The sequence below is a fragment of the Escherichia sp. MOD1-EC4550 genome (assembly GCF_963876935.1).
Taxonomy (GTDB): Bacteria; Pseudomonadota; Gammaproteobacteria; order Enterobacterales; family Enterobacteriaceae; genus Escherichia; species Escherichia coli_F.
Map to the genome: position 1 here is coordinate 1 of NZ_CAWNSE010000032.1, position 21,687 is coordinate 21,687.

Annotated in this window: 19 protein-coding genes and 1 riboswitch; of the genes, 10 read left to right on the top strand and 9 right to left on the bottom strand. The window is 54.1% G+C overall.

From position 1 onward, the window contains the following. The first annotated feature begins 428 nt into the window (after window positions 1-428). Both purH and purD read left to right on the top strand, forming a co-directional pair. Window positions 429-2,018: a bifunctional phosphoribosylaminoimidazolecarboxamide formyltransferase/IMP cyclohydrolase gene (gene purH, locus AACU19_RS19210; protein WP_105279222.1), complete on the top strand. Its 1,590-nt coding sequence runs from the start codon at window positions 429-431 to the stop codon at window positions 2,016-2,018. 11 nt (window positions 2,019-2,029) lie between these two features. After that, window positions 2,030-3,319 carry a phosphoribosylamine--glycine ligase gene (gene purD, locus AACU19_RS19215; RefSeq protein WP_105279223.1) on the top strand — a complete coding sequence of 430 codons (1,290 nt, stop codon included), beginning with the start codon at window positions 2,030-2,032 and terminating at the stop codon, window positions 3,317-3,319. Here the strand turns inward: purD and zraR are convergent. Both zraR and zraS read right to left on the bottom strand, forming a co-directional pair. Beyond that, window positions 3,316-4,641: a sigma-54-dependent response regulator transcription factor ZraR gene (gene zraR, locus AACU19_RS19220; RefSeq protein WP_032303887.1), complete on the bottom strand. Its 1,326-nt coding sequence runs from the start codon at window positions 4,639-4,641 to the stop codon at window positions 3,316-3,318. The two genes, purD and zraR, sit on opposite strands and share 4 nt — an antisense overlap. Next, window positions 4,638-6,014 (bottom strand): two-component system sensor histidine kinase ZraS, encoded by a 1,377-nt coding sequence (zraS, locus tag AACU19_RS19225; protein WP_105279224.1) that lies wholly within the window; start codon window positions 6,012-6,014, stop codon window positions 4,638-4,640. The genes zraR and zraS overlap by 4 nt, the downstream gene beginning before the upstream one ends. A gap of 237 nt (window positions 6,015-6,251) precedes the next feature. Here zraS and zraP point away from each other — a divergent pair, with 237 nt between their 5' ends. Then, window positions 6,252-6,671, top strand: a complete 420-nt coding sequence (zraP, locus tag AACU19_RS19230; protein ID WP_105279225.1) for a zinc resistance sensor/chaperone ZraP — start codon at window positions 6,252-6,254, stop codon at window positions 6,669-6,671. A gap of 1 nt (window position 6,672) precedes the next feature. On the opposite strand, the gene AACU19_RS19235 is transcribed toward zraP, so the two are convergent. The 6 genes from AACU19_RS19235 to nudC all read right to left on the bottom strand — a co-directional run bounded on the left by AACU19_RS19235 (window position 6,673) and on the right by nudC (window position 11,031). Next, window positions 6,673-7,368 carry a DUF1481 domain-containing protein gene (locus AACU19_RS19235; RefSeq protein ID WP_001300651.1) on the bottom strand — a complete coding sequence of 232 codons (696 nt, stop codon included), beginning with the start codon at window positions 7,366-7,368 and terminating at the stop codon, window positions 6,673-6,675. Between the two features lie 12 nt (window positions 7,369-7,380). Next, window positions 7,381-7,653 (bottom strand): nucleoid-associated protein HU-alpha, encoded by a 273-nt coding sequence (gene hupA / locus AACU19_RS19240; protein ID WP_001044513.1) that lies wholly within the window; start codon window positions 7,651-7,653, stop codon window positions 7,381-7,383. A gap of 186 nt (window positions 7,654-7,839) precedes the next feature. Beyond that, window positions 7,840-8,430: a YjaG family protein gene (locus AACU19_RS19245; RefSeq protein WP_000940106.1), complete on the bottom strand. Its 591-nt coding sequence runs from the start codon at window positions 8,428-8,430 to the stop codon at window positions 7,840-7,842. A 42-nt stretch (window positions 8,431-8,472) separates the two neighbouring features. Then, the gene (nfi, locus tag AACU19_RS19250; RefSeq protein ID WP_000362376.1) at window positions 8,473-9,144 is read right to left on the bottom strand and encodes a deoxyribonuclease V; all 672 of its coding nucleotides are present in this window, start codon (window positions 9,142-9,144) and stop codon (window positions 8,473-8,475) included. 9 nt (window positions 9,145-9,153) lie between these two features. Then, window positions 9,154-10,218 carry a uroporphyrinogen decarboxylase gene (hemE, locus tag AACU19_RS19255; RefSeq protein ID WP_000137657.1) on the bottom strand — a complete coding sequence of 355 codons (1,065 nt, stop codon included), beginning with the start codon at window positions 10,216-10,218 and terminating at the stop codon, window positions 9,154-9,156. A 39-nt stretch (window positions 10,219-10,257) separates the two neighbouring features. Continuing rightward, window positions 10,258-11,031 (bottom strand): NAD(+) diphosphatase, encoded by a 774-nt coding sequence (gene nudC / locus AACU19_RS19260; protein ID WP_000373940.1) that lies wholly within the window; start codon window positions 11,029-11,031, stop codon window positions 10,258-10,260. 94 nt (window positions 11,032-11,125) lie between these two features. On the opposite strand from nudC, the gene rsd reads away from it, so the two are divergent. From rsd to thiH, 7 genes are all read left to right on the top strand, one after another. Beyond that, a complete protein-coding gene (gene rsd, locus AACU19_RS19265; RefSeq protein WP_000934302.1) occupies window positions 11,126-11,602 on the top strand; it encodes a sigma D regulator in 477 nt (158 codons plus the stop codon). A 51-nt stretch (window positions 11,603-11,653) separates the two neighbouring features. Beyond that, a riboswitch (TPP riboswitch) is annotated at window positions 11,654-11,754 on the top strand. Between the two features lie 80 nt (window positions 11,755-11,834). Continuing rightward, the gene (gene thiC, locus AACU19_RS19270; RefSeq protein WP_105279226.1) at window positions 11,835-13,730 is read left to right on the top strand and encodes a phosphomethylpyrimidine synthase ThiC; all 1,896 of its coding nucleotides are present in this window, start codon (window positions 11,835-11,837) and stop codon (window positions 13,728-13,730) included. Then, complete coding sequence (gene thiE / locus AACU19_RS19275; RefSeq protein WP_105279227.1) at window positions 13,730-14,365, top strand: thiamine phosphate synthase; 636 nt, start codon at window positions 13,730-13,732, stop codon at window positions 14,363-14,365. Before thiC ends, thiE begins: the two co-directional genes overlap by 1 nt. Further along, entirely contained in the window at window positions 14,358-15,113 is a 756-nt protein-coding gene (gene thiF, locus AACU19_RS19280) for a thiazole biosynthesis adenylyltransferase ThiF (protein WP_105279228.1), read from the top strand. Before thiE ends, thiF begins: the two co-directional genes overlap by 8 nt. Next, window positions 15,097-15,297: a sulfur carrier protein ThiS gene (gene thiS, locus AACU19_RS19285; RefSeq protein ID WP_105277821.1), complete on the top strand. Its 201-nt coding sequence runs from the start codon at window positions 15,097-15,099 to the stop codon at window positions 15,295-15,297. The genes thiF and thiS overlap by 17 nt, the downstream gene beginning before the upstream one ends. 1 nt (window position 15,298) lies before the next feature. Continuing rightward, window positions 15,299-16,069 carry a thiazole synthase gene (thiG, locus tag AACU19_RS19290; RefSeq protein ID WP_105279229.1) on the top strand — a complete coding sequence of 257 codons (771 nt, stop codon included), beginning with the start codon at window positions 15,299-15,301 and terminating at the stop codon, window positions 16,067-16,069. Continuing rightward, entirely contained in the window at window positions 16,066-17,199 is a 1,134-nt protein-coding gene (gene thiH / locus AACU19_RS19295) for a 2-iminoacetate synthase ThiH (protein WP_105279230.1), read from the top strand. The genes thiG and thiH overlap by 4 nt, the downstream gene beginning before the upstream one ends. Window positions 17,200-17,440: 241 nt before the next feature. On the opposite strand, the gene rpoC is transcribed toward thiH, so the two are convergent. Further along, window positions 17,441-21,664 (bottom strand): DNA-directed RNA polymerase subunit beta', encoded by a 4,224-nt coding sequence (gene rpoC, locus AACU19_RS19300; protein WP_000653947.1) that lies wholly within the window; start codon window positions 21,662-21,664, stop codon window positions 17,441-17,443. Window positions 21,665-21,687 lie beyond the last annotated feature (23 nt).

Here is a 21,687-nt window from a genome sequence, read left to right on the forward strand (position 1 = left end):
TACGCTTTCCTCTTTCAGAGTCAACCCTGAATTTCAGGATTTTTCTCTTCAACCGAACCGGCTGTTTGTGTGAAGTGATTCACATCCGCCGTGTCGATGGAGGCGCATTATAGGGAGTTCTCCGCAGGCCGCAATAGAAAAATTGCAGAAAAATGACTGACTGCTGCATTCCCCAGCAAAACCCCGCTTTATACCTTTTTACGCACAGAGTTATCCACAATCATCAATGTAATTTCTGTATTTTTCCCACGGTAAACACTGTCAAAATTGTGATCACCTTTGAAAGAGAAAAATTCGCGAGCGTTGCGCAAACGTTTTCGTTACAATGCGGGCGAAAAATAAGGATGCCCCGTTAGGGGCGTTAGCTGAGTTTTTCGCGAAAAATTCAGCTAACGCTCTCTGTAATAGTCAAATCCAGGGGATTTACCATGCAACAACGTCGTCCAGTCCGCCGCGCTCTGCTCAGTGTTTCTGACAAAGCCGGTATCGTCGAATTCGCCCAGGCACTTTCCGCACGCGGTGTGGAGCTGCTGTCTACAGGGGGCACTGCCCGTCTGTTAGCAGAAAAGGGTCTGCCGGTAACCGAAGTTTCCGATTACACCGGTTTCCCGGAGATGATGGATGGACGCGTGAAGACCCTGCATCCAAAAGTGCATGGTGGCATTCTGGGCCGTCGCGGCCAGGACGATGCCATTATGGAAGAACATCAGATCCAACCTATCGATATGGTAGTTGTTAACCTCTATCCGTTCGCCCAGACCGTTGCCCGTGAAGGCTGCTCGCTGGAAGATGCGGTTGAGAACATCGATATCGGTGGTCCAACGATGGTGCGCTCCGCCGCCAAGAACCATAAAGATGTCGCAATCGTGGTGAAGAGCAGCGACTACGACGCCATTATTAAAGAGATGGATGCCAACGAAGGATCGCTGACGCTTGCAACCCGTTTCGATCTCGCTATCAAAGCCTTTGAACATACCGCCGCCTACGACAGCATGATTGCCAACTACTTCGGCAGCATGGTTCCGGCTTATCACGGTGAAAGCAAAGAGGCCGCCGGTCGCTTCCCGCGTACGCTGAACCTGAACTTCATTAAGAAGCAGGATATGCGCTACGGCGAGAACAGCCACCAGCAGGCTGCCTTCTATATAGAAGAGAATGTGAAAGAAGCCTCCGTTGCCACCGCAACCCAGGTTCAGGGTAAAGCCCTCTCTTATAACAACATCGCCGATACCGATGCGGCGCTGGAGTGCGTGAAAGAGTTCGCCGAGCCGGCATGTGTGATTGTGAAGCACGCCAACCCTTGCGGCGTGGCTATCGGCAATTCCATTCTTGATGCTTACGATCGCGCGTACAAAACCGACCCGACCTCCGCATTCGGCGGCATTATCGCCTTTAACCGCGAGCTGGATGCGGAAACCGCGCAGGCCATCATTTCTCGTCAGTTCGTCGAAGTGATTATTGCGCCGTCCGCCAGCAAAGAAGCACTGAAAATCACCGCCGCCAAGCAGAACGTACGCGTTCTGACCTGCGGTCAGTGGGGCGAGCGTGTTCCGGGTCTTGATTTCAAACGCGTGAACGGCGGTCTGCTGGTTCAGGATCGCGATCTGGGCATGGTCGGCGCGGAAGAACTGCGCGTCGTCACCAAACGTCAGCCGACTGAACAGGAGCTGCGTGATGCGCTGTTCTGCTGGAAGGTGGCGAAGTTCGTGAAATCTAACGCCATTGTCTACGCCAAAAACAATATGACCATCGGTATTGGCGCAGGCCAGATGAGCCGCGTGTACTCCGCGAAAATCGCCGGTATTAAAGCTGCCGATGAAGGCCTGGAAGTGAAAGGTTCGTCAATGGCTTCTGACGCATTCTTCCCGTTCCGCGACGGTATTGATGCCGCGGCCGCTGCGGGCGTGACCTGCGTAATCCAGCCCGGCGGTTCTATCCGTGATGACGAAGTAATTGCCGCCGCCGACGAGCACGGCATTGCGATGCTCTTCACCGACATGCGCCACTTCCGCCATTAATGGAGCGACAGATGAAAGTATTAGTGATTGGTAATGGCGGGCGCGAGCACGCGCTGGCCTGGAAAGCGGCGCAGTCGCCGCTGGTTGAAACTGTTTTTGTTGCTCCGGGTAACGCAGGCACTGCGCTGGAACCTGCGCTGCAAAACGTCGCTATCGGCGTGACCGATATCCCGGCACTGCTGGATTTCGCACAAAATGAAAAGATCGACCTGACCATCGTCGGCCCGGAAGCGCCGCTGGTGAAAGGCGTGGTCGATACCTTCCGCGCCGCCGGGCTAAAAATCTTCGGCCCAACCGCAGGTGCCGCGCAACTGGAAGGCTCGAAAGCGTTTACCAAGGATTTCCTGGCCCGCCATAAGATCCCTACGGCGGAATACCAGAACTTCACCGAGGTCGAACCTGCGCTGGCGTATCTGCGTGAAAAAGGCGCGCCCATCGTTATTAAAGCTGACGGTCTGGCTGCCGGGAAAGGCGTTATCGTGGCGATGACGCTGGAAGAAGCGGAAGCGGCTGTTCACGATATGCTGGCGGGCAACGCTTTTGGCGACGCGGGTCATCGCATCGTTATCGAAGAGTTCCTCGATGGCGAAGAAGCGAGCTTTATCGTGATGGTGGACGGCGAGCATGTGCTGCCGATGGCCACCAGTCAGGACCACAAACGCGTAGGCGATAAAGATACCGGGCCGAACACGGGCGGGATGGGCGCTTACTCCCCTGCACCAGTGGTGACCGATGAGGTTCATCAGCGCACCATGGAACGTATCATCTGGCCAACCGTGAAAGGCATGGCAGCGGAAGGCAACACCTACACCGGTTTTCTCTACGCAGGCCTGATGATCGACAAACAGGGCAATCCGAAGGTTATCGAATTTAACTGCCGCTTTGGCGATCCGGAAACCCAGCCGATTATGCTACGCATGAAGTCCGATCTGGTTGAACTCTGCCTGGCGGCCTGTGAAGGTACGCTTGACGAGAAAACGTCCGAGTGGGATGAACGCGCTTCTCTCGGCGTGGTGATGGCTGCGGGTGGATATCCGGGCGATTACCGCACCGGCGATGTGATCCACGGCCTGCCGCTGGAAGAAGTGTCTGACGGCAAAGTGTTCCACGCGGGCACAAAACTGGCGGATGACGAGCAGGTGGTAACCAGCGGCGGGCGCGTACTGTGCGTCACCGCGCTGGGTCATACCGTGGCAGAAGCGCAGAAACGCGCTTATGCCTTAATGACCGATATCCATTGGGACGATTGCTTCTGCCGGAAGGATATCGGCTGGCGCGCCATCGAACGCGAGCAGAACTAACGCGACAGTTTTGCCAATAGCGTTTTGCGCGTGATCCCTAACTGACGGGCGGCTTCGGTTTTGTTGCCGCCCGTTTTCTCCAGTGCTGCCAGAATCACTTCTTTTTCGACTTCCACCAGCGGCTGAATATCCTGACTTTGTACCAGCGGGATCGGCGTACTGGCAATCGCCAGCGGCAGCTCGCGTTCGGAAATATATTCCCCGGTCAGCAGCACCACCGCCCGTTCCACCGCGTTTTCCAGTTCACGAATATTTCCCGGCCAGTCGTAGTGAATCAGCAGATCCATCGCCTGGGGAGTAAACCCTTTTACCGCCTTGCGATTGCGTTCGGCAAAGCGCTGCAGAAAATGGTTAGCCAGCAGAGGAATATCTTCCCGCCGTTGCCGTAGCGAAGGTACTTCAATCGCCACCACATTCAGGCGATAGTAGAGATCCTGACGAAAACGCCCGGCCTTTACCTCAGCGGCAAGATCGCGATGAGTCGCCGCAATCAGCCGGACATCAACCGAGATAGTCTGATTGCTACCGACACGCTGGACTTCGCGCTCCTGAATCGCACGCAGTAGACGAACCTGCATCATCGGTGAGATATCGCCAATTTCATCGAGAAACAGCGTGCCGCCGTCTGCCTCCACAAAGCGCCCTTCCCGCCGTTTGTCGGCTCCGGTAAACGCCCCTTTTTCGTGACCGAACAATTCAGATTCCAGTAAGGATTCGTTGAGTGCCGCACAGTTGAGCGTTACCAGCGGCTTTTCACTCCGTGCGCTACTGGCGTGAATCGCCCTGGCGACCAGCTCTTTACCGGTGCCGGAATCGCCGTGGATCAGCACCGTGGCTTCCGATGGCGCGACAAGGGCGATTTCACTGAGCAGGTGTTGCATCGCCGGGCTTTTACCGACCATACCGAACTGGCTGGCAGACACCGCAGGCGTTTCAGCATCAACACTGTGCGTATGCGCAAGCGCCTTTTCCAGCGTCGCCTGCAGGTTATCGAAATCCAGCGGCTTGATGAGATAATCCAGTGCCCCGGTTTTCAACGCCTCTACCGCCGTCTCGACGCTGGAGTACGCGGTCATAATCAGTACCGGAATTGCCGGATTTAACGCTTTGATCTCTTTCAGCGTGGCGATGCCATCCATCTCTGCCATTCGCACATCACAAAGCACAAGATCAAAAACCTGTTCCCGCACTTGCTCCAGCGCTTGTCGCCCGCTGTTCGCCAGCGCGACGTTATAGCCCCAGCCGCGCAGCAATGCCTGCAAGATAGTGCAGTGGCTAATGTCATCATCCACCACCAGAATATCGATATTATCGTGCGTCATCCTTGTGGGTCCTTACGCATAATATTGACCGGAAGCCAGAGGGTGAACGTTGCACCTTTCCCCTCCTGGCTTACGACCTGAATTGTACCACCGTGTTGTTCAACAATATTATGCACAACCGCCAGCCCCAGTCCGGTGCCTTCGGCTTTGGTGGTGAAGTACGGGGTGAAGATAGCTTCAAGCTGATCCGCCGCAATTCCCTTACCGCTGTCGGTTACGCTTATTTTAACGCCTGCGCTGCTTTCGCTGGCCGTCACGCTAATCACGCCATGCTGACCAATAGCCTGAATAGCATTGAGATAGAGATTCAACAGGACCTGAGTCAGTCGGTCCGGATCGGCCTGTATCTCCGGCAATGCGTCGTTGGCGGTAAAGCGTAATTGGATCTCCCTACTGTTTGCATCCTGGCTTACCAGTTGTAATGAGTGGTTAATCAGCGTGTTGAGATCCACCGCCTGCAAAGCCAGATGCGTTGGCTTAACCAGCTCCAGCAGCTCGCTTACCACGCGGTTTAAACGGTCGGCTTCTTTCGCCATCACCTGCGCCAATTGATGTGCTTCTCCTCCTGCTGGTGCGCGTTCGGCAAAATATTTCGCCAGCCCTTTAATCGAGGAAAGAGGGTTACGGATTTCATGGGCGACGCCTGCGGCCAGATGTCCCAGCGCCACCAGCTTCTCTTTGCGCTTCATTTCATCCTGTAACAGCTGGCGCGAGCGAAGATAGCGGCGATACCAGAAGAATGACAACACGCTTGCCAGCAAGACCGTCGCCAGGGCGAAGAGGATAATCAGGGTGTTTCTCTGCTCACGCTCTTCGGCACTCACAATGTTACTGGCGTCGAAAGCGATAAAAATTGCTTGTGGTGTCGCGGCATACTGCTGCATATGGCGCATCCGGTGCATTCCAGCAGCAAACATCGGTTGAAACTGGCGATAAATTTCCAGAACAGGCTCGCCGTCTGCGCTATCGATCCGCCGCCACGCTTCTTCGTCTCCCGGATGTAACTGCTGCATTTCCTGCGGGGAATAAAGCTGTTTTCCCACCATGCCGGAGTTGCTATGCATCACGATTGTTCCTTGTTCATCCGTGACCGCAAACCAACGCACTCCTGGCTGCCCAGCCATTTCTTCCAGTAAAGCCTGCTGCTGCGCATGATGCATGCGCATCCCCATACCGACGCGCGAGCCGGATTCGAGAGCGCGGATAAGTACACTGCCTTTTTCCAGCAGAGTTTGTCTGGCGGCGGCAGTCTCGCGCCCATAATCGCGAATCACGGTCACCGCAAACAACCCCACCAGTCCAACAATGACTACGGGAAGGATCGCGCTTAACCATTTTGCTAAGGCATCTTTTGATCGCTGCATAAAACGCATCTTCTTCTTTGCCTGTTCATCCCTTTTTGACAGCAGAAATCATGCCATCTTTTATTAGCACTTACCCTGCGTTTTAACACAAAGGCTTAAGTTTCAATGAGTAAAAATGACTCGCTACACACAGCTGGCGAGTCATTTTTACTCGTTTATCATGTCATATTGCCCGTCATATCAGCGTTTCGCCGTTGGCACGAAAGATGCAATCCACAAAGTAAGACAACCACTGGAGGATTAACCATGAAACGGAACACGAAAATTGCCCTGGTGATGATGGCGCTTTCAGCAATGGCGATGGGATCGACATCTGCATTTGCTCACGGCGGACACGGTATGTGGCAGCAAAATGCCGTGCCTTTGACCAGCGAACAACAGACAGCGTGGCAGAAAATCCATAATGACTTTTACGCTCAAAGCAGCGCACTGCAACAGCAACTGGTGACGAAGCGTTATGAATACAATGCCCTGTTAGCCGCGAACCCACCGGATAGCAGCAAAATTAACGCGGTCGCCAAAGAGATGGAGAATTTGCGTCAGTCGTTAGATGAGTTACGGGTGAAACGAGATATTGCGATGGCTGAAGCGGGTATTCCGCGCGGTACCGGAATGGGTTACGGCGGCTGCGGTGGTGGCGGTCATATGGGTATGGGCCACTGGTAAATCAGAACGTTTTCTCGTTGGGTTGCCAGCGACAGAAATCAGAGTTTGCCACTAACAGTAATTGCGAACCTTCGGGCGCTTCCAGCCATGCCACGCTGACATCAACAGAAGAGCGGCTCTGGCGGCGCTCGATATGCGCTATCGCCTGCGAATCTAAATCAGGTTTAATGGTTTGCCCTTCGCAGGTGGTCACGGTCTGTTCCATCGCATGCCAGCGCCCCTGGCGCAGCACGACTCTCCCCTGACGTAAGGCATCGCTAATCTGGCGGATCTGATCAGCACGATAACGGTATAAATCGATTTGGTCGTTAGAAAGCTGCTGCTTTTCCCCATCGGATTCACGTTGCATAAAGCTCAGATCGCCGCGATCGTCAAAACGCGCGCGAATGTTCACCGGCGGTTTGCTGTAAACATTGATATTGATGAGCGTGAGGTTATCGCCCTGCCAGCGATACTCTCGCGTCGTGGTATCGCCACTGCGCCACGGGCTAAACACAGCAAGCAGATGCACATTATCGCCGCTGTCTTTTCGCCAGATGCGTACCGCGCCCTGGTCTTCAGCAAATCCACTGGCGGTAAAGGGAGGAAGTGAAGAGTTGTGGCTACAGGCAGTGAGAAACAGCGCACCTGCCAGCATCAATGATCGACGCCAGAAAGACAAAAGGGGTGAAACCACCCCTTCGTTAAAACTGTTCACTGCCACGCAATCTTACTTAACTGCGTCTTTCAGTGCCTTGCCAGAAACAAATGCCGGCACGTTAGCTGCGGCAATTTTGATTTCTTTACCGGTCTGCGGGTTGCGGCCAGTACGCTCAGCGCGGTGGTTCACTTTGAAGGTACCGAAACCAACCAGTTGTACAGCATCGCCTTCTTTCAGAGACTCAGTAATTGCAGCCAGAGTGGACTCCAGAGCAGCTTTAGCCTGGGTTTTGGACAGTTCTGCTTTCTCTGCAATTACATCAATCAGTTGAGTCTTGTTCATAAGTTATCCTTACAATGTGTTTATCGCTTGCTAAGCATCGAGTGCGACGGAAATGCCAGAATAGCACTCTCCTGCATACACGCACCGATAGCCACTTTTTTTCGCCCCCCAAATGTAGACCAGACGGGGGGCGAAAGGGAAGACTCCAGGTATGACAAATCAGGCGTTAAATCACGTTTTCTGGTCTTATTGCTGAAAAATTATACCAATATTGCTCTCACCCGCCTCACGCAGGTCTGCCCTAAGGCCTTTTATCAGCTCGATATCACGTTCTTCGCACTCAGCTAAAAGTCGGAATATTTCCCACTGAATGTCCCACTCTTGCTCTACAGCTGGGTTTTCTTTGAGCTCTTCATCGCTCATTTCACGGCCAGCCTGAGTCATTTCCAGCATCGCCACGGTCGTGATGGAGGTCTTACTCACTTCTACCGCGTGTTCGAGCGTTTCGCCACTTAAACGCGAATGGACCAGTTCACTTAACGCCACGCAAGCATCGATTGCCGGATAAACGCCGTACAGATCGAAATCGTCCGCTGAAGGAATCGCTTCTTCAAATTTCTCCAGTTGGCTATCGAAATTCACTTTTGCGTCTTTGACGGTCAGCGTTTCCCAGATGAGATCGAGAATGCGGCGGTAAATTTGCCCATCACCAAAACCGGTTTGCTGGCAGAACATGGCGTAATTGGGGTACATGCGTTCGCATAAGCAAGCCATGAAAGTGACGTGCTGCCAGCTTTCCAGGCGCTCCAGACGCAGATGAATTGGGTTTTGTAACATGTTGAGTTCTCAAATACGGAAATTATCCGCAGTTTACCTGAATTAGGGCTGATTTGCTGTATAGCGCACGAACGCCGGACGTTCCGAAGCCACCGCGTCTGCCCAGCGCGTTGGCTCCGGCAGACGATAGCCTTTCATGCAGCGTTGTACCCAGGCCAGCGCACTATCCATGCTGACACGATGGCCAGTTGCGATAAATAGCGGGTTACAGCGCGCTTTACTGCGCCAGACCCAGGCCAGCTGCTCGCCTTTATCCATCAACGGTGCCAGCGCGCCCGGTTCGCTGGAGAGCGGCTCGAATTTACCGCATAACCGCTTTTTCGCTACGCCAATGGTCGGTACGTCCACTAATAAGCCAAAATGGCTGGCAACGCCAAGACGGCGCGGATGCGAGATCCCATGACCATCGACAAACACTAAATCCGGCTTTTGCGACAGCATCTCCCACGCTGCCAGCAGCGCAGGATATTCGCGGAAGGAAAGAAAACCTGGAATGTAAGGCATGGTGGTGGCGATGCGTGCCACTTTATACTCCACCAGCTCAAGAGAGGGGTATTTCAGCAGCACCATCGCCGCTCGCGTCACATCTCCGCCCTGCTCAAACCCGACATCGGCTCCGGCGATCAGATCCGGCGGATCTTTATCAAGTCGATCCTCACGGATCACAGAAGAAGCCAGTTCGATTTGTTGAGCGCGTAATGACGCGAGATCCATAATCACTCCTTAGCGGTGATATTGTTCAGACAAACGATGCACAGCCTCCACAAACACGCCAGCATGTTCTGGCGGCACATCCTGATGAATACCGTGACCAAGGTTAAAGACATGACCTTCGCCGTGACCGAAACCTGCAAGTATAGTCGCGACTTCTTCTTCAATGCGGGCAGGTGGCGCGTACAGCATCGACGGATCCATATTACCCTGCAGCGCGACTTTATTGCCCACGCGGCGGCGCGCATCAGCGATATCCGTTGTCCAGTCGAGGCCCAGCGCATCGCAACCCGTTTCCGCCATAGCTTCCAGCCACTGTCCACCGCCTTTGGTAAACAGGGTGACCGGTACACGGCGACCGTCGTTTTCACGCAGTAAACCATCAACTATTTTATGCATGTAATAGAGCGAGAACTGTTGATAATCGCGCCCGGTGAGCACGCCGCCCCAGGTATCGAAGATCATCACGGCCTGAGCACCAGCTTTAATTTGCGCATTCAGATACAAAGTGACGCTTTTCGCCAGTTTATCGAGCAGAGCGTGCAGCGCCTGTGGATCGGCATACATCATCTTTTTGATCACGGTGAACGCTTTGCTGCTGCCACCTTCCACCATATAGGTCGCCAGCGTCCACGGGCTGCCGGAAAAACCAATCAGCGGCACTTCGCCTTTCAGTTCGCGGCGAATAGTACGCACCGCGTTCATCACATAACCCAGCTCATCTTCCGGGTCCGGAATTGGCAGTTTATCAACGTCAGCTTTGCAGGTGACTGGCGAGGTAAAACGCGGACCTTCTCCGGCTTCAAAATAGAGCCCTAACCCCATCGCGTCCGGCACGGTGAGGATATCGGAAAAGAGGATCGCCGCATCCAGCGGATAGCGACGCAGCGGTTGCAAAGTCACTTCGCACGCCAGCTCTGCATTTTTGCACAGCGACATAAAATCGCCCGCCTGGGCGCGCGTGGCTTTATATTCCGGTAGATAGCGACCCGCCTGGCGCATCATCCATACTGGAGTGACATCAACGGGCTGGCGCAGCAGCGCCCGCAGATAACGATCGTTTTTGAGTTCGGTCATTTTGGCTGTTCCTTAGTGCGTCAGGCGGTCAGTGTATCATCACTCATACTCTGCCCGACACATCGCCACCGTATCTTCTATCAGACGGCGCGCCACGGTGCCGGGCGGCGGAAGTAACGGTAAATCATCGTAGCGATACCAGTTCGCCTCGAGCAGCTCTTTCGGATCAATCACGATGTCGCCGCTGTCATATTCCGCCATAAATGCGGTCATCAGCGACTGGGGAAACGGCCACGGCTGGGAAGTCACGTACCGCAAGTTTTTAACTTTAATTCCGCTCTCTTCCATCACTTCCCGCGCGACCGCCTGCTCGAGGGTTTCGCCCACTTCGACGAATCCGGCAAGTACCGTATGGACACCGTTACGATGGCGGGTATGCTGGGCGAGGAGGATCGAATCATCGCGACGGATGGCAACAATAATGCAGGGGGCGATTTGCGGGTAGTAACGCTCACGGCAATGGCTGCACAGCATCGCCCATTCGGTTTTGCTCGGATACATTTCATGCCCGCAGTAACCACAGTATTTATGCGATCGGTAAAACTCCGCCAGTTGCACGCCACGTCCGGCCAGTTGAAACAGCCCAACATCGAGATCAATGACCTGACGTACCGACCCCATATCGTGACGCCGCTGCTGTTGTACTAACCAAACAGGTTCCCCCTGCCATTCGCCGATTTGTAGTGCGCGCTGACCCACAAGATCGAAATTTGCCGCTTCGCCATATGGCAATTCTCCCTTCGGCAACCATAATTTTTGTTCATGGCTGACGACCCACCAGCCGTGATCTAATTTTTCAATTATACGATCCATAGCTCTTGCACTACCTTTGCATCACTGGCATGTTTAACATGGTTTTTACATTTCTCACTGAGCAGTTTTTGAATACAAACTTGCGGAGTCAATCATGCTTAACCAGCTCGATAACCTGACGGAGCGCGTCAGAGGAAGTAACAAACTGGTTGATCGCTGGCTACATGTACGTAAGCATCTGCTCGTGGCTTACTACAATCTGGTTGGCATTAAGCCTGGCAAAGAATCGTACATGAGGCTAAACGAAAAAGCCCTTGATGATTTTTGTCAGAGCCTGGTCGATTACTTGTCTGCCGGACATTTCAGTATTTATGAGCGCATTCTTCATAAACTGGAAGGCAATGGGCAACTCGCACGCGCCGCGAAGATTTGGCCACAACTCGAAGCCAATACCCAACAGATTATGGATTACTACGATTCCAGCCTGGAAACCGCTATCGATCATGATAATTACCTTGAGTTTCAACAGGTTTTATCTGACATCGGCGAGGCCCTGGAAGCGCGCTTTGTGCTGGAAGATAAGCTGATTCTGCTGGTGCTTGACGCCGCCCGCGTCAAACATCCTGCTTGAGTTCTGCGCTGTTAACGCGTAATTTACATTCAACGCCCCGTTTGCGGGGCTAATTTCTTGTCGGAGTGCCTTAACTGGCTGAGACCGTTTATTCGGGATCCGCGGAACCTGATCAGGCTAATACCTGCGAAGGGAACAAGAGTTAATCTGCTATCGCATCGCCTTTGCGGCGATCGTCTCTTGCTTCATCCGTCGTCTGACAAGCCACGTCCTTAACTTTTTGGAATGAGCTATGTCTGCAACAAAACTGACCCGCCGCGAACAACGCGCCCAGGCCCAACATTTTATCGACACCCTGGAAGGCACCGCCTTTCCCAACTCAAAACGTATTTACATCACTGGCACACACCCCGGCGTGCGCGTGCCGATGCGTGAGATCCAGCTTAGCCCGACGCTAATTGGCGGCAGCAAAGAACAGCCGCAGTACGAAGAAAACGAAGCGATTCCCGTCTACGACACCTCCGGTCCGTATGGCGATCCACAGATCGCCATTAACGTGCAGCAAGGACTGGCAAAACTGCGCCAGCCGTGGATCGATGCGCGCGGCGATACCGAAGAACTTACCGTGCGCAGTTCCGATTACACTAAAGCGCGACTAGCAGATGATGGCCTCGACGAGCTACGTTTTAGCGGCGTATTAACCCCAAAGCGCGCCAAAGCAGGACGCCGCGTCACCCAACTGCACTACGCCCGCCGGGGCATCATCACGCCCGAAATGGAATTCATCGCCATTCGCGAGAATATGGGTCGCGAGCGCATACGTAGCGAAGTTTTGCGCCACCAGCATCCGGGAATGAGCTTTGGCGCACGTCTGCCGGAAAATATCACCGCGGAATTTGTCCGTGATGAAGTTGCTGCCGGACGTGCGATTATCCCGGCCAACATTAATCATCCGGAATCGGAGCCGATGATTATTGGTCGCAACTTTCTGGTGAAGGTTAACGCCAATATCGGCAACTCGGCAGTCACCTCTTCCATCGAAGAAGAAGTGGAAAAGCTGGTATGGTCTACGCGCTGGGGGGCGGATACAGTGATGGATCTTTCCACCGGTCGCTATATTCACGAAACCCGCGAGTGGATTTTGCGTAACAGCCCGGTGCCGATCGGTACAGTGCCGATCTACCAGGCGCTGGAGAAGGTTAACGGGATCGCTGAAGATCTTACCTGGGAATCGTTCCGGGACACGCTGCTGGAACAGGCCGAGCAAGGTGTGGATTACTTCACTATCCATGCGGGCGTGCTGCTGCGCTACGTGCCGATGACCGCGAAACGCCTGACCGGTATCGTCTCTCGCGGCGGTTCGATTATGGCGAAATGGTGCCTCTCCCATCATCAGGAAAATTTCCTCTATCAACACTTCCGCGAAATTTGTGAAATCTGTGCCGCTTATGATGTTTCGTTGTCGCTGGGCGACGGCCTGCGCCCGGGTTCTATTCAGGACGCCAACGATGAAGCGCAGTTTGCCGAGCTACATACGCTGGGCGAACTGACCAAAATCGCCTGGGAATATGACGTGCAGGTGATGATTGAAGGTCCAGGCCACGTGCCGATGCAGATGATCCGCCGCAATATGACCGAGGAGTTAGAGCACTGCCACGAAGCACCGTTCTATACCCTCGGGCCGCTAACTACTGATATTGCGCCGGGTTATGACCACTTCACATCGGGGATTGGCGCGGCGATGATTGGCTGGTTTGGCTGCGCGATGCTCTGTTACGTAACGCCAAAAGAGCATCTGGGTCTGCCTAATAAAGAAGATGTTAAGCAGGGGCTTATCACCTATAAGATTGCCGCCCACGCCGCCGACCTGGCGAAAGGGCATCCGGGCGCGCAAATTCGCGATAACGCCATGTCGAAAGCCCGCTTCGAATTTCGCTGGGAAGACCAGTTTAATCTGGCCCTCGACCCGTTTACCGCCCGCGCTTATCACGATGAAACCCTGCCACAAGAGTCCGGCAAAGTCGCCCATTTTTGCTCCATGTGTGGGCCGAAATTCTGCTCGATGAAAATCAGCCAGGAAGTGCGTGACTATGCCGCCGCGCAAACCATTGAAGTGGGAATGGCGGATATGTCGGAGAACTTCCGTGCCAGAGGTGGAGAAATATACCTGCGTAAGGAGGAAGCGTGATGTATCAGCCTGATTTTCCTCACGTACCTTTTCGTTTAGGACTGTACCCGGTAGTGGATAGCGTACAGTGGATCGAACGTCTGTTGGATGCAGGCGTGCGTACTCTCCAGTTGCGCATCAAAGATCGGCGCGATGAAGAAGTGGAAGCCGATGTCGTGGCAGCAATTGCGCTGGGCCGCCGCTATAACGCACGGCTGTTTATCAACGATTACTGGCGGCTGGCGATTAAGCATCAGGCGTATGGCGTCCATCTGGGGCAGGAAGATTTGCAAGCCACCGATCTCAGCGCCATCCGCGCGGCAGGCCTGCGGCTGGGCGTTTCGACTCATGATGACATGGAAATCGGCGTCGCGCTGGCAGCACGACCTTCTTATATCGCGCTAGGACATGTGTTCCCGACGCAAACCAAACAGATGCCTTCTGCACCGCAGGGGCTGGAACAGCTGGCACGGCATGTTGAGCGCCTGGCGGATTATCCCACCGTGGCGATTGGCGGTATCAGTCTGCCGCGCGCACCTGCGGTGATGGCGACAGGTGTTGGCAGTATCGCCGTCGTCAGTGCCATTACCCAGGCCGCAGACTGGCGTTTGGCAACGGAACAGTTGCTGGAAATTGCAGGAGTTGGCGATGAATGACCGTGATTTTATGCGTTATAGCCGTCAAATCCTGCTCGACGATATTGCTCTTGACGGGCAACAAAAACTGCTCGACAGCCAGGTGCTGATTATCGGTCTGGGTGGGTTGGGTACACCTGCTGCGCTATACCTGGCGGGAGCTGGTGTCGGGACGCTGGTACTGGCAGATGACGACGATGTGCATTTGAGCAATCTGCAACGACAAATCCTCTTTACCACTGAAGATATCGATCGCCCGAAATCGCAGGTCAGCCAACAGCGACTGACACAGTTAAATCCCGACATTCAACTGACAGCATTACAACAACGGTTAATGGGTAAGGCGTTAAAAGATGCGGTAGCACGGGCCGATGTGGTGCTCGACTGTACCGACAACATGGCGACTCGCCAGGAGATTAATGCCGCCTGCGTAGCACTTAACACACCGCTTATCACCGCCAGCGCGGTCGGATTTGGCGGTCAGTTGATGGTACTGACGCCGCCCTGGGAACAGGGGTGTTACCGCTGCCTGTGGCCGGATAACCAGGAGCCAGAACGCAACTGCCGCACGGCGGGCGTGGTTGGCCCGGTGGTCGGGGTTATGGGCACGTTACAGGCACTGGAAGCAATTAAGCTATTGAGTGGTATAGAGACCCCTGCGGGATATCTTCGACTGTTTGACGGTAAATTAAACCAATGGCGCAACCTGGCGTTGCGCCGCGCTACAGGTTGCCCGGTATGCGGAGGAAGCAATGCAGATCCTGTTTAACGATCAACCGATGCAGTGTGTCGCCGGGCTAACTGTTCACGATCTGCTCGAGCAACTCAATCAACAACAAACGGGCGCGGCGCTGGCGATTAATCAGCAAATCATCCCGCGAGAGCAGTGGGCGCAACATATCGTGCAGGATGGCGACCAGATCCTGCTTTTTCAGGTTATTGCAGGGGGTTGAGATGTTACGTATTGCGGACAAAACGTTTGATTCACATTTGTTTACCGGCACCGGGAAATTCGCCTCTTCACAATTGATGGTGGAGGCGATCCGCGCTTCCGGCAGCCAACTGGTGACGCTGGCGATGAAACGCGTCGACTTGCGCCAACACAACGATGCTATCCTCGATCCACTTATCGCGGCGGGTGTGACACTGCTGCCGAATACTTCTGGGGCGAAAACTGCGGAAGAAGCCATTTTCGCCGCCCATCTGGCACGTGAAGCGTTAGGCACAAACTGGCTTAAATTAGAGATTCACCCTGACGCCCGCTGGCTGTTGCCCGATCCCATCGAAACCCTGAAAGCCGCCGAAACGTTGGTGCAACAGGGATTTGTCGTGCTGCCTTACTGCGGTGCCGATCCAGTGTTGTGCAAACGTCTGGAGGAAGTGGGCTGTGCAGTAGTAATGCCGCTCGGCGCACCAATTGGCTCTAATCAGGGACTGGAAACCCGCGCCATGCTGGAGATTATTATCCAGCAGGCCACTGTTCCGGTGGTTGTCGATGCTGGCATCGGCGTTCCCAGCCATGCCGCGCAGGCGCTGGAAATGGGGGCCGACGCGGTGTTAGTGAATACGGCGATTGCCGTCGCGGACGATCCCGTCAACATGGCGAAGGCATTTCGTCTGGCGGTAGACGCCGGCCTGCTGGCACGTCAGTCCGGGCCGGGCAGTCGCAGTCATTTTGCTCATGCCACTAGCCCGCTGACCGGATTTCTGGAGGCATCGGCATGAAAACCTTCAGTGATCGCTGGCGACAACTGGACTGGGACGACATCCGCCTGCGAATCAACAGCAAAACGGCAGCTGACGTAGAGCGGGCGCTCAATGTTTCGCAACTCACTCGCGACGATATGATGGCATTGCTATCACCTGCCGCTGGTGAATACCTGGAACCACTGGCTCAACGGGCGCAGCGCCTGACCCGCCAGCGATTTGGCAACATCGTCAGTTTCTACGTCCCGCTTTATCTCTCTAATCTTTGCGCTAACGACTGCACTTACTGCGGATTTTCCATGAGCAATCGCATCAAGCGTAAAACGCTGGATGAAGCGGATATCGCCAGGGAAAGCGCCGCTATCCGGGAGATGGGCTTTGAACATCTATTGCTGGTCACTGGTGAACATCAGGCGAAAGTGGGGATGGATTACTTTCGTCGTCACCTCCCTGTCCTGCGTGAACAGTTCTCTTCACTACAGATGGAAGTACAGCCGCTGGCGGAAGCGGAATACGCCGAGTTAAAGCAACTTGGTCTGGATGGGGTGATGGTTTATCAGGAGACATATCACGAGGCGACATACGCCCACCATCATCTGAAAGGGAAAAAACAGGACTTCTTCTGGCGGCTGGAAACGCCGGATCGGCTGGGCCGTGCGGGTATTGATAAGATAGGCCTCGGCGCGTTAATCGGCCTTTCCGACAGCTGGCGCGTTGACTGCTATATGGTTGCCGAACATTTGCTATGGCTGCAACAACATTACTGGCAAAGCCGTTACTCTGTCTCCTTCCCGCGCCTGCGCCCGTGTACTGGCGGAATTGAGCCAGCGTCGATTATGGATGAACGCCAGTTAGTGCAAACTATCTGCGCCTTCCGCCTGCTTGCGCCGGAGATTGAACTGTCACTCTCCACGCGGGAATCACCGTGGTTTCGCGATCGCGTTATTCCGCTGGCGATCAATAACGTCAGCGCCTTCTCGAAAACGCAACCAGGTGGTTATGCCGACAATCATCCCGAGCTGGAACAGTTCTCACCGCACGACGATCGCAGACCAGAAGCGGTGGCCGCCGCGTTAACCGCTCAGGGTTTGCAGCCGGTGTGGAAAGACTGGGACAGCTATCTGGGACGCACCTCGCAAAGGACATGAGACAGAATGTAAGAACGTAAATTTATTCCGAGCAGCTACGGAAGATGAAAAACGCAAGATTGTTGAAAGCGTTGTGTTTTTTTATGTTAGTACCGTCAGCAGGAATGTTGTCCAGGGCGAAAAGCTTCTTCCTCGTTTCGCCCTGCCTTTCTTAATATTTCCCGTGAAGAATTTGCCCTCTGAATAACACCCATAAAAAAACCCGCCGAAGCGGGTTTTTACGTTATTTGCGGATTAACGATTACTCGTTATCAGAACCGCCCAGACCTGCGTTCAGCAGTTCTGCCAGGCTGGCAGATGCGTCTTCTGCAGTCACCTGCGGTGCAGCCGGAGCTTCACCTGCAGCACGACGACGCATACGATCCTGGTGGTACGCGTAACCGGTACCTGCCGGGATCAGACGACCTACGATAACGTTCTCTTTCAAGCCACGCAGTTCGTCGCGTTTGCCCGCAACGGCTGCTTCGGTCAGCACGCGAGTGGTCTCCTGGAACGATGCCGCGGAGATGAAGGACTCGGTTGCCAGAGACGCTTTGGTGATACCCAGCAGATCGCGGGAGTAAGTTGCACCCACTTTGCCGTTCGCTTCCAGTTCGCGGTTTGCGATCTTGACGCGAGAGTATTCAACCTGTTCACCTTCCAGGAAGTCGGAGCTGCCCGCGTTAACGATGGTAGCTTTACGCAGCATCTGACGAACGATAACTTCGATGTGTTTATCGTTAATCTTAACGCCCTGCAGACGGTATACGTCCTGTACTTCGTTAACGATGTAACGAGTTACAGCATGCACACCACGCAGACGCAGAATGTCATGCGGCGCTTCCGGACCATCGGAAATTACGTCACCACGTTCTACACGTTCACCTTCGAACACGTTGAGCTGACGCCATTTCGGAATCATCTCTTCGTACGGCTCGCTACCGTCTACCGGGGTGATAACCAGACGACGTTTACCTTTGGTTTCTTTACCGAAGGAAACCACACCGCTGATTTCAGCCAGGATTGCCGGCTCTTTCGGACGACGTGCTTCGAACAGGTCCGCAACGCGTGGCAGACCACCGGTGATGTCCTTGGTACCGCCAGATTCTTGCGGAATACGCGCCAGGGTGTCACCGGAGCTGATCTGTACGCCATCTTCCAGCTGAACAATCGCTTTACCCGGCAGGAAGTACTGCGCAGGCATGTCGGTACCCGGGATCAGAACGTCGTTACCCTGAGCATCAACGATTTTCAGTGCCGGACGCAGATCTTTACCACCTGCGGTACGTTCTGCGGAATCCAGAACCACCAGCGAAGACAGACCGGTCAATTCGTCGGTCTGACGAGTAATGGTCTGGCCGTCGATCATGTCAGTAAAGCGTACAAAACCGCTTACTTCGGTGATAACCGGCATGGTGTGCGGGTCCCAGTTTGCAACGGTCTCGCCGCCAGCAACCTGTTCGCCATCGCCTTTCGCCAGTACTGCACCGTAAGGCACTTTATAGCTTTCTTTGGTACGACCGAATTCGTCGATCAATTTCAGTTCGGTGTTACGGGAAGTGATAACCAGTTTGCCGCTGGAGTTCACAACCGACTTCACGTTGCTGAGCTTGATGCTACCTTTGTTTTTCACCTGGATGCTGGATTCAGCAGCCGCACGAGATGCCGCACCACCGATGTGGAACGTACGCATGGTCAGCTGTGTACCCGGTTCACCGATGGACTGTGCCGCGATAACACCGATTGCTTCACCTTTGTTGATGATGTGGCCACGCGCCAGGTCACGACCGTAGCAGTGCGCACATACACCAAAGTCGGTGTCACAAGATACAACAGAACGTACTTTTACCGCGTCGACAGAGTTCTCTTCCAGCAGGTCACACCACTGTTCGTGCAGCAGCGTGTTGCGCGGAACGAGGATATCAGCAGTACCCGGCTTCAGAACGTCTTCAGCAGTTACACGACCCAGTACGCGATCGCGCAGCGGCTCTTTAACGTCACCACCTTCGATAACCGGAGTCATCATGATACCTTCATGAGTACCACAATCGTCTTCGGTAACCACCAGGTCCTGCGCCACGTCAACCAGACGACGAGTCAGGTAACCGGAGTTCGCAGTTTTCAGAGCGGTATCCGCCAGACCTTTACGAGCACCGTGGGTTGAGATGAAGTACTGGAGTACGTTCAGACCTTCACGGAAGTTCGCGGTGATTGGCGTTTCGATGATGGAGCCATCCGGCTTCGCCATCAGACCACGCATACCCGCCAGCTGACGAATCTGTGCCGCAGAACCACGCGCACCGGAGTCGGCCATCATGTAGATGCTGTTGAAGGAAACCTGCTTCTCTTCCTGACCGTCACGGTTAATAACGGTTTCAGTTTGCAGGTTATCCATCATCGCTTTGGATACACGATCGTTCGCCGCAGCCCAGATATCGATAACTTTGTTGTAGCGTTCGCCCGCAGTTACCAGACCAGACTGGAACTGCTCCTGAATCTCAGCAACTTCAGCTTCTGCCTCGGAGATGATTTCGTGTTTCTTCTCCGGGATGACCATGTCATCGATACCAACAGATGCACCAGAACGCGCTGCATATGCAAAGCCGGTGTACATGATCTGGTCCGCAAAAATAACGGTCGGTTTCAGACCGAGAATGCGGTAGCAGGTGTTCAGCATTTTGGAGATTGCTTTCTTACCCAGCGCCTGGTTGACGATGGAGTAAGGCAGACCTTTCGGTACAATCATCCACAGAATGGCACGGCCAACGGTCGTATCTTTCAGGCTGGTTTTCGCTACTAATTCACCGTTAGCATCTTTTTCATACTCGGTGATACGCACTTTAACGCGCGCATGCAGAGAAGCCAGACCAGAGCGATACAGACGTTCTGCTTCTTTCGGGCCAGTCAGCACCATGCCTTCGCCTTTGGCGTTAACACAGTCGCGGGTCATGTAGTACAGACCCAGTACAACGTCCTGAGACGGAACGATGATTGGTTCGCCGTTCGCCGGGGACAGGATGTTGTTGGTAGACATCATCAGCGCACGCGCTTCCAGCTGGGCTTCCAGCGTCAGCGGTACGTGAACAGCCATCTGGTCACCATCGAAGTCGGCGTTATATGCCGCACAAACCAGCGGGTGCAGCTGGATAGCTTTACCTTCGATCAGTACCGGTTCAAATGCCTGGATACCCAGACGGTGCAGAGTCGGTGCACGGTTCAGCAATACCGGGTGTTCGCGGATAACTTCGTCCAGGATATCCCAAACGACAGCTTCTTCGCGCTCAACCATTTTCTTCGCAGCTTTAATGGTGGTAGCAAGACCACGCAGTTCCAGCTTGCCGTAGATGAACGGTTTGAACAGTTCCAGTGCCATTTTCTTCGGCAGACCGCACTGATGCAGACGCAGGTATGGACCTACGGTGATTACAGAACGACCGGAGTAGTCAACACGCTTACCGAGCAGGTTCTGACGGAAACGACCCTGTTTACCTTTGATCATGTCGGCCAAAGATTTCAGAGGACGCTTGTTAGAACCAGTGATCGCACGACCGCGACGACCGTTATCCAGCAGGGCGTCTACCGCTTCCTGCAGCATACGTTTTTCGTTACGTACGATGATGTCCGGCGCAGCCAGATCCAGCAGACGTTTCAGACGGTTGTTACGGTTAATGACGCGACGATACAGATCGTTCAGGTCAGAAGTCGCGAAACGACCACCATCCAGCGGAACCAGCGGACGCAGATCTGGCGGCAGTACCGGCAGAACGGTCAGGATCATCCACTCTGGTTTGTTACCAGACTGAACGAACGCTTCCAGCAGTTTGATACGCTTGGTCAGCTTCTTACGCTTAGTTTCGGAGTTGGTTTCGTTCAGCTCTTCACGCAGCTGTTCGCACTCTTGCTCCAGATCCATGCTCTTCAGCAGAGCCTGGATTGCTTCCGCACCCATTTTCGCGTCGAATTCGTCACCGAACTCTTCCAGCGCATCCAGATACTGCTCTTCAGTCAGGATCTGCTGACGTTCCAGGTTGGTCATACCGCCTTCGATAACCACATAGGATTCGAAGTACAGTACGCGTTCGATATCGCGCAGCGGCATATCGAGCAGCAGGCCGATACGGGACGGCAGTGATTTCAGGAACCAGATGTGCGCAGTCGGGGAAGCCAGTTCGATGTGGCCCATACGCTCACGGCGTACTTTAGTCTGGGTCACTTCAACGCCGCACTTCTCACAGATGACGCCACGGTGTTTCAGGCGCTTGTACTTACCGCACAGGCACTCGTAATCTTTTACCGGCCCAAAGATACGGGCGCAGAAAAGGCCGTCACGTTCTGGTTTGAACGTACGGTAGTTGATGGTTTCCGGCTTTTTAACTTCACCGAAAGACCATGAACGGATCATGTCTGGCGAAGCCAGAGCAATTTTGATCGCATCAAACTCTTCGGTTTTAGTCTGCGCTTTCAGAAACTTTAATAAATCTTTCACGGATTTGCTCCCGTCGGAGTTAG

Excerpts from the sequence above, each read along its gene's own strand:
- purH (WP_105279222.1), top strand. The coding sequence starts at position 429 with ATGCAACAACGTCGTCCAGTCCGCCGCGCTCTGCTCAGTGTTTCTGAC.
- purD (WP_105279223.1), top strand. The coding sequence starts at position 2,030 with ATGAAAGTATTAGTGATTGGTAATGGCGGGCGCGAGCACGCGCTGGCC.
- zraR (WP_032303887.1), bottom strand. The coding sequence starts at position 4,641 with ATGACGCACGATAATATCGATATTCTGGTGGTGGATGATGACATTAGC.
- zraS (WP_105279224.1), bottom strand. The coding sequence starts at position 6,014 with ATGCGTTTTATGCAGCGATCAAAAGATGCCTTAGCAAAATGGTTAAGC.
- zraP (WP_105279225.1), top strand. The coding sequence starts at position 6,252 with ATGAAACGGAACACGAAAATTGCCCTGGTGATGATGGCGCTTTCAGCA.
- hupA (WP_001044513.1), bottom strand. The coding sequence starts at position 7,653 with ATGAACAAGACTCAACTGATTGATGTAATTGCAGAGAAAGCAGAACTG.
- AACU19_RS19245 (WP_000940106.1), bottom strand. The coding sequence starts at position 8,430 with ATGTTACAAAACCCAATTCATCTGCGTCTGGAGCGCCTGGAAAGCTGG.
- nfi (WP_000362376.1), bottom strand. The coding sequence starts at position 9,144 with ATGGATCTCGCGTCATTACGCGCTCAACAAATCGAACTGGCTTCTTCT.
- hemE (WP_000137657.1), bottom strand. The coding sequence starts at position 10,218 with ATGACCGAACTCAAAAACGATCGTTATCTGCGGGCGCTGCTGCGCCAG.
- nudC (WP_000373940.1), bottom strand. The coding sequence starts at position 11,031 with ATGGATCGTATAATTGAAAAATTAGATCACGGCTGGTGGGTCGTCAGC.
- rsd (WP_000934302.1), top strand. The coding sequence starts at position 11,126 with ATGCTTAACCAGCTCGATAACCTGACGGAGCGCGTCAGAGGAAGTAAC.
- thiC (WP_105279226.1), top strand. The coding sequence starts at position 11,835 with ATGTCTGCAACAAAACTGACCCGCCGCGAACAACGCGCCCAGGCCCAA.
- thiE (WP_105279227.1), top strand. The coding sequence starts at position 13,730 with ATGTATCAGCCTGATTTTCCTCACGTACCTTTTCGTTTAGGACTGTAC.
- thiF (WP_105279228.1), top strand. The coding sequence starts at position 14,358 with ATGAATGACCGTGATTTTATGCGTTATAGCCGTCAAATCCTGCTCGAC.
- thiS (WP_105277821.1), top strand. The coding sequence starts at position 15,097 with ATGCAGATCCTGTTTAACGATCAACCGATGCAGTGTGTCGCCGGGCTA.
- thiG (WP_105279229.1), top strand. The coding sequence starts at position 15,299 with ATGTTACGTATTGCGGACAAAACGTTTGATTCACATTTGTTTACCGGC.
- thiH (WP_105279230.1), top strand. The coding sequence starts at position 16,066 with ATGAAAACCTTCAGTGATCGCTGGCGACAACTGGACTGGGACGACATC.